The 13678-nt window shown below is 55.5% G+C and carries 12 protein-coding genes; 5 read left to right on the top strand and 7 right to left on the bottom strand.

Going from position 1 to position 13678, the window contains the following annotated elements; all coding sequences use genetic code 11:
• Nucleotides 1-28 precede the first annotated feature (28 nt).
• Nucleotides 29-835 carry a phosphatase PAP2 family protein gene (locus ACW9KT_RS04735; RefSeq protein WP_457078215.1) on the bottom strand — a complete coding sequence of 269 codons (807 nt, stop codon included), beginning with the start codon at nt 833-835 and terminating at the stop codon, nt 29-31.
• A gap of 167 nt (nt 836-1002) precedes the next feature.
• Between ACW9KT_RS04735 and ACW9KT_RS04730 the strand changes: the two genes are divergently transcribed.
• Both ACW9KT_RS04730 and ACW9KT_RS04725 read left to right on the top strand, forming a co-directional pair.
• Nucleotides 1003-1875 carry a hypothetical protein gene (locus ACW9KT_RS04730; RefSeq protein WP_457078214.1) on the top strand — a complete coding sequence of 291 codons (873 nt, stop codon included), beginning with the start codon at nt 1003-1005 and terminating at the stop codon, nt 1873-1875.
• A 73-nt stretch (nt 1876-1948) separates the two neighbouring features.
• Nucleotides 1949-2830 (top strand): SDR family oxidoreductase, encoded by an 882-nt coding sequence (locus tag ACW9KT_RS04725; protein WP_457078213.1) that lies wholly within the window; start codon nt 1949-1951, stop codon nt 2828-2830.
• A 76-nt stretch (nt 2831-2906) separates the two neighbouring features.
• Here ACW9KT_RS04725 and ACW9KT_RS04720 read toward each other — a convergent pair whose 3' ends face one another.
• Together ACW9KT_RS04720 and ACW9KT_RS04715 are read right to left on the bottom strand one after the other, a co-directional pair.
• Nucleotides 2907-4028, bottom strand: a complete 1122-nt coding sequence (locus ACW9KT_RS04720; RefSeq protein WP_457078212.1) for a hypothetical protein — start codon at nt 4026-4028, stop codon at nt 2907-2909.
• Nucleotides 4029-4089: 61 nt separating this feature from the next.
• The gene (locus tag ACW9KT_RS04715) at nt 4090-4353 is read right to left on the bottom strand and encodes a hypothetical protein (protein ID WP_457078211.1); all 264 of its coding nucleotides are present in this window, start codon (nt 4351-4353) and stop codon (nt 4090-4092) included.
• A 286-nt stretch (nt 4354-4639) separates the two neighbouring features.
• Here ACW9KT_RS04715 and ACW9KT_RS04710 point away from each other — a divergent pair, with 286 nt between their 5' ends.
• Together ACW9KT_RS04710 and ACW9KT_RS04705 are read left to right on the top strand one after the other, a co-directional pair.
• The gene (locus tag ACW9KT_RS04710) at nt 4640-4831 is read left to right on the top strand and encodes a cold-shock protein (protein ID WP_133271788.1); all 192 of its coding nucleotides are present in this window, start codon (nt 4640-4642) and stop codon (nt 4829-4831) included.
• A gap of 219 nt (nt 4832-5050) precedes the next feature.
• Nucleotides 5051-5245, top strand: coding sequence for a cold-shock protein (locus tag ACW9KT_RS04705; protein ID WP_084446316.1), 195 nt, complete (start codon nt 5051-5053; stop codon nt 5243-5245).
• Between the two features lie 170 nt (nt 5246-5415).
• Here the strand turns inward: ACW9KT_RS04705 and ACW9KT_RS04700 are convergent, their stop codons facing one another.
• The gene (locus ACW9KT_RS04700; protein WP_457078210.1) at nt 5416-5895 is read right to left on the bottom strand and encodes a gliding motility lipoprotein GldH; all 480 of its coding nucleotides are present in this window, start codon (nt 5893-5895) and stop codon (nt 5416-5418) included.
• A 3-nt stretch (nt 5896-5898) separates the two neighbouring features.
• On the bottom strand, nt 5899-7500 hold the full coding sequence (gene ricT / locus ACW9KT_RS04695) for a regulatory iron-sulfur-containing complex subunit RicT (protein WP_457078209.1): 1602 nt from the start codon (nt 7498-7500) through the stop codon (nt 5899-5901).
• Between the two features lie 993 nt (nt 7501-8493).
• On the opposite strand from ricT, the gene ACW9KT_RS04690 reads away from it, so the two are divergent.
• Nucleotides 8494-9306 (top strand): M57 family metalloprotease, encoded by an 813-nt coding sequence (locus ACW9KT_RS04690; protein WP_457078208.1) that lies wholly within the window; start codon nt 8494-8496, stop codon nt 9304-9306.
• Between the two features lie 138 nt (nt 9307-9444).
• Here ACW9KT_RS04690 and ACW9KT_RS04685 read toward each other — a convergent pair whose 3' ends face one another.
• Both ACW9KT_RS04685 and ACW9KT_RS04680 read right to left on the bottom strand, forming a co-directional pair.
• Nucleotides 9445-12111, bottom strand: coding sequence for a S8 family serine peptidase (locus ACW9KT_RS04685; protein WP_457078207.1), 2667 nt, complete (start codon nt 12109-12111; stop codon nt 9445-9447).
• A gap of 271 nt (nt 12112-12382) precedes the next feature.
• A complete protein-coding gene (locus tag ACW9KT_RS04680; RefSeq protein WP_457078206.1) occupies nt 12383-13543 on the bottom strand; it encodes a zinc-dependent alcohol dehydrogenase in 1161 nt (386 codons plus the stop codon).
• Between the last annotated feature and the right edge of the window lie 135 nt (nt 13544-13678).

The raw sequence follows: 13678 nt of genomic DNA, 5'->3' as shown, positions 1-13678 counted from the left end.
AGGAGCTATTTTAATCGGACTGAGGAGCTTACAAGCGCACTGCCAGGGCTGCGCCCACCGCGCCGCCGGGCGTGTAAGTGGGCACTAGCAGCAGCTTTTGCCCCCAATGCGCCGGTAGTTGCCGGGCTAGCAAGGGGTATAGGCGCCAGGCCGTTTCAGCCGACAGGAAGCCCACTGCCGCGCCGGCCATTACATCGGACACCCAGTGCCGATTGTTGAGCACACGCATGGCGCCAGTGGCTACCGCCACCGAATAGCCCCCCACACTTAGCCAGGGATGAGTTTTGCCAAATTGCTCGTGCAGCAGCGTGGCCGTCATGAAGGCCTCACTGGTGTGTGCGGAGGGGAAAGACGAAAAATCGGTGAGCACATCGGGGCGGCGTTCCTGGCTTAGGCGCTTGAGGTTGCTGGTTAGGGTGGCGTTTAGCACATGCGAAAGGCCGTAGATGAGCGTGAAAGGCACCACGCCCCTCGCCCCATGCACACCAGCGGCCGTCAAAGCAAAAGCGGCTACAATTGGCGCGTGCCGCGAATAATCGTCGAGGTGGGTATGAAAGCGGGGAAAGGCCTCACGGGTTTCATGCTGAATAGCTTCCTTAGCTTCATCCAAAAAGTTTTCACTGTGCCCACCCACGTAGCCTACACCGATAAGAGCCACGGGCACCGCTACGTGCCACATAGCAGGCGTAAGGCGCAGCCGGGGCGCACCCGATACCCTCTTGGGCATCAGCACTGAGTCAGGGGTGAGGGATGAGGGCGTTACGTTTTGGCCTTGAGTCAGCACTGATACCAGTAGCAGCAAGGCCACGATAAGCCCCTTGAATACGCGCACCATCGACTAAGAATATTATTGGCTTGGGAAGAAATAGAAAGCTACTTAAAAGCTCCGGCTTCTTTGGCTGAATTAGCCGATGGATGGCAAGCTTTCGTATGGATTGTCAACCCTTGGAGGTGTCGGCCGGCTCGTAGAGGCTGGCTTGCGTCTTCCTAACTCTGTTGCTTATGATTTTCGTGTTACGTGACAAAATTTTTCCCATTCTCGTTTTTTTGCAGTCGGTGCTCTGCGGCTGCGCCAACGACCGCGGCCGCGGCGACTTCGAGCGGGTAAGTCAGGCTTACACGGTAAAGCAAGTAGGGCGCATAAACAAAGAGAAGGTGGTAGAAAGCTCCGGGCTGGAAACGGCCGGCGACGAGGGCGACCTTTGGACTCATGGCGACGGGGGCAATACGGCCAAGCTATACAAAGTGACTCCGCAGGGCGACCGGCTACAGGAGCTGAACCTCGCTCCGCTGGTAAACATCGACTGGGAAGACCTGGCGCAGGATGAGGACGGCCAGCTTTATATCGGCGACTTTGGTAACAACCAGAACAAGCGGCGCAACCTAGCCATTTATCGCCTTGGCGGCCCCGAGCTAAAGCAAATCGACACCATTCAATTTGAGTACCCGGACCAGCGGCAGTTTCCGCCCAAAAAAGTGGGTCGCAACTTCGACTGCGAAGCCTTTTTTTACCACCAGGATAGCCTCCACCTGTTCACCAAGAATCGGGGTGAGGGCAACTGGGTCAAGTATTACGTGTTGCCTGCGACTCCCGGTCAATACAAAGCTCGCCTAGCCGATAGTATTCAAATAAACACCTGGATTACGGCCGCCGACATCAGCCCTGACGGACGCACGGTGGCGCTACTGGGCTATGGCCACGCTTACCTGATTGAGCGCGTAGCCGGCCGTAGGCTTTTCGACGGCAATAAAAGTTGCTTGCCACTACCCCAAACCGGTCAGGCCGAAGCCTTGGTTTTTGTAAATGACCAGGACTTTGTGATGAGCAATGAAAAAGGCAAGATTTTTCGGGCCACGCACTCAGAAAACAAGTAAGAAAAAGTGCTGGTAGCTGCGCTAAGTCCGGCGCATGTTTCAAATAGAATCTAATCCTCAACTGACTAACCTAATGTCTCAGACTGTTCTTGTTACGGGCGCCACGGGCACCGTGGGCACCGAAGTAGTATTGGCCTTGGCTAACCGCGGCGTAACGGTACGCGCTGGTGTGCACTCCATCATCAAGGGCGACCGGTTCAGCCATATCACCTCGGGAGTGCAGCTGGTAGAAATGGATTTTCATAAACCAGAAACGCTGCACGTAGCGCTTACCGGCGTGGGCCGGGTGTTTATGATTACGCCTGTTACCGACGATCAGGTGGCTATCAGCCAACAATTCATTGATATCGCCAAGAAGACGGGCGTACAGCAGATTGTGCGGTTGTCGGTGATTGGGGCCGAGGCTGAGCCGGGACTCCAGTTTGGACGCTGGCATCGCGAAGTAGAGAAATACTTGGAGCAAAGCGGCTTACCGTACAGCCTCTTACGCCCAAGTGGCTTTATGCAGAACTTCGTAGAGCAATACGGTCACTCCATCCGACAAGATGGTAAATTCTATCTGCCTCTTGGAGAGGGCAAAATCGCCTACATCGACGTGCGCGATATTGCCGCCGTAGCCGCCAGTATTCTCACGGCTGATATTGGTCAGCACCAAGGCCAGGCTTACACGCTCACTGGCCCGGCCGCACTTAGTGGCCACGAGGCAGCTCAGGCTCTTAGGCAAGCTACCGGCCGGTCTATTTTCTATGTGGATATTCCGGAGGAGGCTGCCCGCCAGGCCATGGCCCAACTCCCTGCTTGGATGACCGACGCCCTACTGGAGTTGCACGCCATGGCCAAAGCTGGCTATGCGGCCGCTACTACCTCGACCGTACAAGAGCTTACCGGCCATCCCCCGTTCACCTTCGAGCAGTTTGCTCACGACTACAAACAGCATTTTCGGGCAGCTGAATAGCGCAGGAATTTAAAGCACAAAAAGCCCCCCAGATACGAGCTGGGGGGCTTTTTGTGTGCCGTATAGCCGGCAATGGCTAATGACGATCTTCGTCGTTGTCACGGCCGGCATTGCGGCGGGGCATAGTGCCGTAGTCCGTTTCTTCGCCGGCGTGGGGCGGCACGGGGGCCTTATTGTCGTCGGCACGGCTCGACTCTTCAGCCGTGGCGCCGCCGGTGTTTTTGTTGGCATTGGAGTCATTATATGACCCGCCCTCCGAACCAATACCTTCGGCTACGTCGCCGCCGTGGCTGCGCTCTCCATCCGACTCTACGTAGCCGGAGCGCGAGGCAGAACCACCATCGGCGGCGCTTGGCTCAGGCTCACCCTTGGGACCGGGCTCGTCGCGGCCACCAAGCTCTGTGTTGCGTTGCTGGCCGGTGGGTGCGGGCTGATAAGCTATGCCGTCATCATCATGCCCATCCTGAGAAGGCAAATACTCTTCGTCTCCCGTTTGGTTACGTTGATTGGGGGGCAAGTTGGCCCCCGCGGTAGAGGAGGCAGCGCCACCGCCCAGCGAAGTGCGGCCGTAATCCTCGCTGTAGCCGGTTCCTACTCGAGGCGAGTCGTTATCGTTCTCGTAGTGCGGGTCGACGGTGGTGCCAGTACGCGGCGTGCCGGGCTCGGTACCAAAAGTGCTGCCTTCCGGACGATCGGGTTGTGGGGCGCTGGAATACTGAGCGTCGGTGGGAGCGGTATTATTTTTGGGAAGTCCTCCACCATAGCCACCACGCGTTGACTGCTGAGTTCCTAGCTTTCCGCCGTACACTTCATCGGCGCGGAATTGGTTGCCGTAGCCGCCCTGCGTGGAGCCCACATCCTGGGGACCAAATTCGCCTCGGGCCGGGCCGCTCAGCTGGTTTTCGCGGCGGTCGGCATCGTTGAAAATAGGCTCCTTACTGTTACCGAAATTCCCACCATACACCATCTCACCCGAAGAATCATCGTTGATCTGGTTGGCTTCCACGCTTATAGCGGGCTGTTCGTTTATCTTTTCAGGATTGGAGGCAGCTGTTGGGGCGTTTTTGGGGATGGCATCTCCTACCGCGGCCGAGTGGCCCGTCATACCCGGCGTTTCGGGCTGGGTACGGCTGTTGGCTAGCGAGTTAGCGGCATCGGGGTTCAGCTTGGCGTTTTGATCTTGCGATTCGTTTTCCATAAATTCTGGTAGCGCGTGGGTCGGAGCTGCGGGGCGCGGGCTCCAGGCGCCGTTGGCAGTTTTAGTTTGACCTGTTTCCCGACAAGCGTTCCCGGTCAGGGTTCTCGCCCATCATCACGGGGTTGGCCTCCTTGTTTTCCACCGTTCCTTTCTCACCAGTCACAGCACCGCGGCCCACGCTCATCTCTGAGTCAACCAACGATTCGCTGGAGGCGGCAGTGTGCTGGTCGCCGGGGGCGCCGCTTCGGTTGGCTTGGGCAGTGCCTTCTGGGTTGGTATTCGGCTCTTGTGCTTTATCGTTCTGGTTCATGGGTTCGTTTTGCATGGGATGGGCGTTTAGGTGAACAAAAACAGGGGATACACTACCAGAACTATACGCACCCCCTAGCACAGAGTTGGTTGGCATTGATGCTCACCCTAGCCAACAAATTTGCCCCTTGCTACCTACCGCAAAAGTGCCTTAGCAGACTACTGGGACGACTTACCGCGAGCCCAGTCAGCTTTTCGATCGGGTTATATCCGGGTATTTATCAGCTCAAGCAGTAAGTCAGATAAGAAAATAGCCGTAATTTTGGCCATTATTTAACCCCAACCTTAGCATCAGTTAATCAATGAAAACGGGCAAAGTAAAATTCTTTAATGAGTCTAAAGGCTTCGGCTTTATCGTTCAGGATGAGGACAACCAAGAAATATTCGTGCACCAGACGGGCCTGATCCACGAAATTCGCGAGAACGATCGGGTATCTTTTGATATAATAGAAGGCAAGAAAGGCTTGAACGCAGTGAAGGTAGAGCGCATTTAGTGCCACCTCACCTGGTTTCTACCATAGAGTTCTTTGTTACTGAAGCTGAAGCAATTATTATTTTTTTCCTGCTTAAGGTCGTTTTAAACGCCTTGCTAATAGTAAAGATCCGGTTTTGATACGCTTTTTCTCTTTCCTAAATAGGTTATGAGGAAGGTTCACTTCTACAAACCGGAATTAACGCTATCTTTACCCCATTCTTCACCACATTTTTTTTTTATGAGCACCGGTATCGTAAAATTTTTCAATGAAACCAAAGGATTTGGCTTCATCACACCCGACGGCGGGGGCGAGGACATCTTCGTTCACGCTACCGGCCTCATGCAGCCCGTCCGCGATACTGACCGCGTAGAGTTTGAGGTTCAGCAAGGCAAAAAAGGCCTGAATGCCGTAAACGTGCGCATCGTACAATAGTCCTTTCGGACAGCTAACGCTGCACTCTGAATCCCGTTCCCGCTCTTGCTGGAACGGGATTTTTTATTCCCTCTAGTTCCGCGTTGAAGGGTAACCTAGAGCTTTGCCAAGTTTTAAAACCAAAAAAAGCCCCCCAGCTTGGCGCTGGGGGGCTTTTTTAACAACGTGCCTTATTCGGCTTTTGCTTTAGCTACGCGTACGCCCACGGCCATGATACCGGGCAGCTGATCTTGGCGCATGTACTGCTCCAGCACAATTCTGTAGGTGCCGGGCTGGCTAAACCGCTGATTGCGCAGGGCCAGAAACTGATGGTCGTAGATGTCGCCGGTACCTTTGCCGCGGGGCTCACCAGTTTGCGGATCCATAAGCAGCATCTGATGAAGCAGCATAGAAACCTGCTTGCCATCGGGCCCGAGTAAGCGGTGCTTCACATATAGATTATAGTAGCCATACATTGAAGCATTGCGGACGTTGAAGCTCACATCGTAGCGCTGCGTCGTATCCTGAATCTCAAATTCAAACGAGGGCTTTTGCTGTACCGTCCAGGTATAGTTGTCGAAGTCGGTGTTCTTTTCAAATACTTGGTTAGGATCGCAGGCAGTGAAGACGAATAAGGCAAGTACCGGCCAGAGTCGGAATAAACGCAGCATACGTTAGGAAGCTGAGGGCGTAGGAGAAGGAGCGGCACCGTTGTCGCCAGCGGGGCGGGGCGGACGAGCACCGCGCCGTGGCGGACGATTTTCGCGCTGCTCACGGCCGGCACTTGCTTCACGGGCGCCATTGGAACCATTGGCACTTGCGTCGCCGACGGGTCGGCTCCCACCTTCGCGTGGGGGGCGATTCTCGCCCCGCGGAGGGCGTGGGGTAGGGCTGCCTTCGGGGCGGGGCGCATCGGAGCGCTTTCCTTCGGAGCGTGCTTCGGCGGAGCGTCCGCCTTCTCGCCCACCTTCCGACCGAGAGCGGTTGTTGCGGCGGTTGAGAGGGCGAGCCGCCGCTCCCCGAGGCCGACGAGCTTCGTCGGGAGGAGTAGCAGCGGGCACTTCTATACCTTTTGAGGTTTCGGGATTTGACTTAGAAACAGCCGTGCGGGCGGCAGGCTGAGTTGGAGCTACGATGCCTTCCGCACCTTCCTTTTTCTTCCGGCGCTTGGTACGCTTTCCGCCTTTAATTTTGTCATCGAGGCGGTCGAGGTTGCCTTCCACGTGGGCCGATACCTCGGGGGCGCGCTCCTCTTCGCGGACGGGCGGCAGCAGGCTTTCAGGCTTTTCGCCCCGCTTATTCATGTCCTGAATTTCGCGCACGCGCTCCGTGCCCAGCATTATCCAGTTATTATCGCCGCGTAGGGCAAACCACATTCGTTTTTTAAAGATGTCCGTCTTTTGAAGGAAGGCTTCCCCTTTTTCGGTAAGTAAAGGACGCTGCACCTGCGGAATATCCTTCAGAGCATCGAGGTAGGTATCCAGCTCATAGTTGAGACAGCACTTGAGACGGCCGCACTGGCCCGAGAGCTTGGCTGGGTTCAGGCTAAGGTTCTGGTAGCGAGCGGCCGTCGTGCTTACGCTTTTGAAATCGGTGAGCCAAGTGGAGCAGCACAGCTCACGGCCGCAGGAGCCAATGCCTCCTAGGCGACCGGCCTCATGACGAAGCGAAATCTGACGCATATCGACCCGCACCCGGAATTCATCGGCGAGGCGGCGGATAAGGTCACGAAAGTCGACGCGGTCTTCGGCCGAATAGAAGAAAGTGGCGCGCGTGCGGTCGGCTTGGTACTCCACATCCGACAGCTTCATTTTAAGGCGCAATTCCTCTACTACCGAGCGGGCCCGAAACATGGTGCCCGTTTCGAGGTCGCGGACGGCCTGCCAGCGCTCTTCGTCCTGCTCAGTAGCTACGCGCAGGATGTTGCGCATGTCTTTTGCATCGACTTCAGCCTTTTTCTTGCGCATTTGCAAACGCACCAGTTCGCCCTTCAGCGACACATGGCCTAAGTGCCAGCCGTTGCCAGCGGCTTCAACCACTACCGCATCGCCGGTGACCAGCGGCAAGCGGGTTTTGTTGCGGTAGAATTCTTTGCGGCCGCCTTTAAAGCGGATTTCCACAATGTCGAACTCTTTAAAATCGCTGGGCAGGGCTACGTCCTGAAGCCAGTCGAATACGTTGAGGCGGGTACAGCCGGAGCTACAGCTGCCTTTCGAGCCGCAGCCCTTAGCAGTTGTAGAACAGCCTCCACCGGAGGAACAAGAAGTGCAAGCCACGGCTTGAAGTATATATCGTGAGGCGGCATTAAAATCCGCACGGAAACCATTATGAACAAAGATAGTCATTTAGCAGGCGCGCTTCCGGACCAGGCCCTGAGGCCGTTCAAGAAGCACTTCACTACTCTAATAACGGCCGCCTAACACTAGAAAGCTATATTTTATTCCCTTTGCGCCCTTGACGATCTTTCTTTACCCGGCCAATTCACTCTATAGCTCGTCCGCTAAGGCAGAAAAACGCCACAGAACTTTGCTTAGCATAACGCTTTCTCAGCGGTCGCTGAGCTCGGCTGTATTGCCAGCAGCAGACTAATAATGTGGAGGTTAAGCAAAGCGGTTATGGCAATAATGATCTGAGGCGAAAAAATAATCTTGCAGATTATCAAGCAGATATGGTTTCATGACTAAAGTATTTTACTTTTTTTATCTTCAAACGTCACCAAAAAATACTTACTTCGTACAACAACTCAGAATTAGATTATTCTGATTCTCCTCCGCCCCGCTACCACCCACACCTTTCCGGCAACAGTACCATCCGGCGAAACTTCTCGTCTGATTAAAGGTGTGCTATGGGCCCTTCTTTACAATTTATTTCTGCTAAACGCACTGCCTCAGTCCGGCCAGCCCGTTTACGCACTACTTGTTCGGCTTGCTTGCCCATACGCTTGCAGCTCAATTTAGCCCTCTGGAGCGACTTTCATTTTAAGCCCCAGGCGGTTCCATTGCCCATTTTCTCTGTTTACCAGCTGCCACCGATCGTCGCTTAAGCTACCGTCGGGCTGCTTCTCGCGCCTGCTGTTGCCTTTACCAAGGCATCTGGGCACCTCGTTTTTTTGCTTTCAAGCCTGTTTCGCGGCTGCGAAAACCAGGAGGGATTTTCTATGCATAATCCCAATCGTTAGGCCCCCTCTTTTTTAGAACATTTTCCGCATACGCTCACCTCATCCGTTCACTACTTCCACCCACCCCAATCCAAAACCAAACCGATTCTGTATGAAAATCCAAAAGTACCTCTCTTCGCTTACCCTGCTTGCCTGCTCGGTAGTAGCCCTCTCTTCCTGCCAGAAAGAAGACGGCAACCAAGTGGTAGCTAAAAATGAGATTTCGGCGGAAGCCATCAGCAAAATTCAAGGTTTAGGCCTCAGTACCCAAAACGCTCAGCGTGTAGAAGGTGGCTACTTGGTAGAAGGCGACATCATGCTAACGGATGCCGACCTGGACAGCAAGCCTGATTACAAAATGCTCCGCGTAGGCGAGGAAGAGCAGTATCGGACCAACAACCTGGTGAGCGTAGGTTCAGGCCGTACTATTGGCATCGCCGTTTCCACTAGCTTGCCCAGCACCTACGTAGCTGCCGTTGACGAGGCTATTCGTCGCTATAATGCGGAGGGTTTGTTGATTCGCTTCCAGCGCGTATCGTCTAACTATGGCATCTTAATGACGGCGGCTCCTAGCGGCTCTACTTACCTGGCTTCGGCTGGCTTTCCTTCGGGCGGCAATCCTCACAACGTGGTGCAGGTAAACGTAGGCGCCATCGGCTCAAGCCCTAATACAAACTACTTGGCTACTATTTTGGCTCATGAAGTCGGTCACTGCATCGGTTTCCGCCACACCGACTACATGGATCGGAGCTACAGCTGCGGCGGGCAGTACACCAACGAAGGAGCTAGCACCGTTGGCGCTGTCCTGATCCCCGGCACGCCCAGCGGCGCAGATCCTAACTCTTGGATGCTGGCTTGCATCGGCACGGGTGCTAACCGCTACTTCAACGCCAACGACCGCACGGCGCTTCGTTACGTGTACTAAGCCAGTCCACCCACTGGTTGAGTACCGATGCCTGCGGGCATCACCGCTTACAAGTGCATGAACGGATGCCAACAAACAGCCCCGACTCAACTAGTCGGGGCTGTTTGCGTTTTGAGCAGAAGCCTCACTGGGCGCATTTTAGTATACTATAATGCGCCGGGTGATGGTGCGGCTGCTTTCGGGCGTTACTCGTACTAAGTAAGTGCCGCTGCGCAGACCAATGGTATCCAGGGTATTGATGGTGCCAGTAGCGGTAGTCTCGCGCACCAGCCGACCCATCATGTCATAGAGCTGAATTTGAACGGAGCCGCTGGCCCCAGTGATGAGCTGTAGGCGCTCACCGGCTTGCACCGGGTTGGGATACGCTAGTAGCTCGCCCAGAAGGGTATACTGCACTTCTTCTACTTGGCTATAAATAATTTGCCCCCCAGCCGTATTCAACCGGATTCGGTAGCGGTTGAGGCCGGAGTACGGCGCCGGGTCATTCAGAGCAAAGCGCAACTCCTGCACGGGGCCGAGACTTTGCAGTGTTTCGAAGCTCCCATCGGGAGTTTCCCGCTCCAAGTGCATACTGGTCAGGCCGAAGATGGTGCCGATCTCAAGATCAAGCAATACGGTGTCGGTTACTGCTTGGCGCGGAATGAACGCGCGCACATAGCAGCCCGTGCCTTGCTGGCTGTACTCCACGCTGGGGCTGCGCGCACCTAATTTGCCCCCCAGAACCGGGCTAACAGCGAAATAGCGCGCCCCAAGCTCATCTTGAGTGACAATAGCTACCGTATCGGCGGTGCGGCGCCAGGGCTCCAAGCCAGCTGCGCCCAGGCGATACAGCTGGTAGGCAGTGGCACCGGGCTCAGGCGACCAATAAAGTAAGGCTTCCTCAGGGCAGGCGTAGCCAACCCGTAAGCGCAAGGGCGAATGCAGCACAAAACTCTCCGTCAAGTACGTATCCGTAGCCGTTACGAGCCGCAGCTGCGCCACCGTAGCTGCGTTGGGAGCTGTCCAGGCGGTATAGCCTAGGGCTAGGTCTACCGTGGGGTTGAGTAGCTGCCAGGATGTTTGACCTACTACTTGGTACTCAAGCCGGGCCGTAGTAGGCGGACCGCCCCAGTGCCAGCGTAAGTCTTGGGTGCTACCGGCTTGGAATGCTGTGCCCGCCGCGGGATAATGCCAAGCAAAACCAGCCTCTCCAACCTCGTAGGCTACGCTGAACGTTTGGGGCCCTTGCGGCACCCGAAAGCCGCGCACGCGTACCTCGTACACGCCGGGCTGGGGTGCAGTCACCGTTATCTGCTCTACGTTGTTGAGATGGTCGGGGCCACGGCGTGCCGGTTGGGCCAGTGAATCTAGATGAGGATACGAATTCAATACCCACGGCTGCCAGCGCTGCGCGGTAGTGCGCCGGACCAGTTCTAGGTCCAAATCGTTGATGAGGGCCTGATTGGCATCCGGAGCGGCGGCGGGGTCGTGCCAGGCCAAGGTTACTTTCAACTCTGGGCTGCCGGTGGGCACCGTGATGGTGAATACTTGTTCGGTGTTTTGCGTAACGGCATTAGTAAAAAACCGCCGTTCCCGCACCGTTTGTACCGCCCCCAGCGCATCAACTTGCCCATAGCCGCTAACAAAATCGACGTGGCGACGGCCGGCGTCGTTGGCGCTATTCAGCAACACTGCTTTCACGAGAGCGGCGGGGGGCAAATTGCCCCCCAACTGCTCTTTATAAGCTTGCTGCACCAGCAAGCTCACACCCGATACCAGCGCCGCCGCGTCGGATGAACCATCAGCCCCGTAGGCCACGAGTTCTGGTTTCACCCGTCCGTCGTAGGCGGGTCCGCGCGAACTGAGCGGGACCACCTGACCACGCCCATCGGTGGCACCCACGCTCAACGTATTCTTCGACATCTTGAACTGACCGGTCAAGTTCGCCACGCCCGGCAAGCCGGCGTAGGGGCCAGTGGGGCTAGTCTTGATGCCATCATTGCCGGAGGAAAACACGTGCAGCAGCTGCGGATACTGCGTAGCATGCGCATCGTAAGCACGAGTTTCCAGCCCATAATAGTTCTCTATAGCGACGCCGTACGAATGGTTTTGAACCGACACGCCCGCTTGGGTTAGCTGGGCGCCATCGTCGGGCAACAGCTCGGCAAAATCGGCAGTAGCTAGCCGGGCCTGCCAGGCAGCGCCTTTGCCGGAAGGGGCTGAGTTGCCGCCGCCCGCAATAAGCGTAGCCATAGCCGTAGCGTGGGCCGAGGCCGTTTGCGCTGGGCCGGCAGCGGCCACCACCCTGCCCCGAAAATCAATATCGGCTGGGTCAAAAGGTCGCTCCTTTACCGATACCGTCATACCCTTACCAGACAGGCTGGGAAAACGAGTATGCAGGGGAGTAATGTTGTTGGCGTTTAGATCTGAGTTGTTCAGGGGACGTTCTTCGTGAGCCCGCCGATTAGGCACATCCACAAAAGTGACCCAGGGACACGCCAGCAACCTAGTTAGCTGACGGTCATTCACGCCGGATAGTGTGAAGGAACCACCGGGGGCCGTATGCTGCATGATACGCACAGTAGACAGGTGCTGGCGCATCCAGGCATTAAACTCTGCGGCCGACTTAACACTAACTCGATACGCTTTAGAAGCCGGTCGTACGGCATCAGAGCGAAGCGGCGGCGCCAACTTCATCTGCTCTGCGGATAGGACCAACGCACGATCCTGCGCCTGACTTAAGGCTGGTAAGCACAGCAAACACAACAGCCACAGCTGCATTTTGCCCCCCAATCTCGCCACGCTAGCTCCGTAGTGTTTTCCCATTCACTGAACGTATAAAATGGCAGCAACCGCAGCCTAGTTATAATTAAGATCTGTGACCAAATATAACCAGAATCCAGTCAGCGCTTCGATGTTCAAATTTTACATCAAATGATTGACTATCAACATCTTGCAAAATAAAGACTGGGTTACTTTGAGTCCCAATAGCTATTGAGTACGATTAGCTACTAAGCCCGCATATGCCTCCCTTCTACCGAAAAAGCGCCTGTCATGAGTGACAGGCGCTTTTAGAATAATCAACTGCTTTACCAGATTAAGGCTTGAGCACCACTTTCACACAGTTGTCTTTCTTATTGCGAAAAATATCGTAGCCATGGGCCGCCTCGCTAAGGGGCAGGCTGTGCGTGATGATGTCATCGAGCTTCACTTTGCCATCTACTACATATTGGAGCAGCTTGTCGATGTGCTTGTGGGCTGGAGCTTGGCCACCACGCAGGGTAATTCCTTTATCGAAGAACTGATGCACGGGGAAGTTGTCATAAGGCGAGCCGTACACGCCTAGCACCGTGACAATACCGCCCCGACGCACCGCGCTCATGCAGGCTTCCAACACCTTCACGGAGCCCTTTTCGAAGTTGATAACGGCCTTAGCACGGTCAGCTAAGGTCCGAATTGGCTCAAAGCCGACTGCCTCTACACACACATCGGCACCTCGGCCGCCGGTCAGTTCGCGGATTACTTCCACTACCTGCTTGTAATCGTGCCACACCAGGGCTTCGCAATTGGCAGTCTGCTGAGCTTTATCCAAGCGATATTCTAGCGGGTCAACAATGAGCACGCGGGCCGCACCGCGCAACCACGCCGATTTGGCGGCCATAATACCTACCGGTCCAGCCCCAAAAATGACCACAAACTCGCCACCTTTCACCTCAGCCCAGTCGATACCAGAATAGCCTGTAGGGAAAATGTCTGTTAGAAACAGCGCCTGCTCGTCGGTAAGGCTGTCCGGAATTTTGCGGGGGCCAAAATCAGCATAAGGCACGCGCACGTACTCTGCTTGCCCGCCATTGTAGCCACCATACAAATCGGTGTAGCCAAACAGGGCACCACCTTTTTCGGTAGCTACGCCACCTTCGGGGCCATAATGGTCGGGGTTGGAGTTTTCGCAGTGGCCAGGCAACTCGTGATTACAGAAGAAGCATGTGCCACAAGCAATGGGAAAGGGCACTACCACCCGGTCGCCGCGCTTGAGGTTACCAACGCCTTTCCCTACTTCCTCCACTATGCCCATAAACTCGTGGCCAAGCACCATGGGGCGGGGCTGGGGAATGCCACCATTATAAATGTGCAGGTCAGAGCCGCAAATGGCGGTGCTGGTTACGCGGATAATAGCGTCGCGGGCCTCTTCAATTTGGGGATCATCCACGTTGTCAACGCGAACGTCTTTCATCCCGTGATACACGAGTGCTTTCATAATGATAGGTTTGGTTTTGGAAAAAGAGCAGAAAGCGGCGCCAAGCGCCCAGGGTACTTGTAGGCTTAACGGGCAGGCTCCGGATGAGGTTACCCCAACTGGGATGGGAAAGGGTCGGGCACAGTCACAAAAAAA

The sequence above is a fragment of the Hymenobacter sp. HD11105 genome, from assembly GCF_054051685.1.
This window is presented reverse-complemented; position numbering and strand designations above follow the sequence as displayed.

Coding starts and splice junctions, on each gene's coding strand:
- ACW9KT_RS04730 (WP_457078214.1), top strand. CDS start 1,003: ATGATTTTCGTGTTACGTGACAAAATTTTTCCCATTCTCGTTTTTTTG.
- ACW9KT_RS04715 (WP_457078211.1), bottom strand. CDS start 4,353: ATGCAAAACGAACCCATGAACCAGAACGATAAAGCACAAGAGCCGAAT.
- ACW9KT_RS04725 (WP_457078213.1), top strand. CDS start 1,949: ATGTCTCAGACTGTTCTTGTTACGGGCGCCACGGGCACCGTGGGCACC.
- ACW9KT_RS04705 (WP_084446316.1), top strand. CDS start 5,051: ATGAGCACCGGTATCGTAAAATTTTTCAATGAAACCAAAGGATTTGGC.
- ACW9KT_RS04690 (WP_457078208.1), top strand. CDS start 8,494: ATGAAAATCCAAAAGTACCTCTCTTCGCTTACCCTGCTTGCCTGCTCG.
- ACW9KT_RS04680 (WP_457078206.1), bottom strand. CDS start 13,543: ATGAAAGCACTCGTGTATCACGGGATGAAAGACGTTCGCGTTGACAAC.
- ACW9KT_RS04735 (WP_457078215.1), bottom strand. CDS start 835: ATGGTGCGCGTATTCAAGGGGCTTATCGTGGCCTTGCTGCTACTGGTA.
- ACW9KT_RS04720 (WP_457078212.1), bottom strand. CDS start 4,028: ATGGAAAACGAATCGCAAGATCAAAACGCCAAGCTGAACCCCGATGCC.
- ACW9KT_RS04700 (WP_457078210.1), bottom strand. CDS start 5,895: ATGCTGCGTTTATTCCGACTCTGGCCGGTACTTGCCTTATTCGTCTTC.
- ACW9KT_RS04710 (WP_133271788.1), top strand. CDS start 4,640: ATGAAAACGGGCAAAGTAAAATTCTTTAATGAGTCTAAAGGCTTCGGC.
- ACW9KT_RS04685 (WP_457078207.1), bottom strand. CDS start 12,111: ATGGGAAAACACTACGGAGCTAGCGTGGCGAGATTGGGGGGCAAAATG.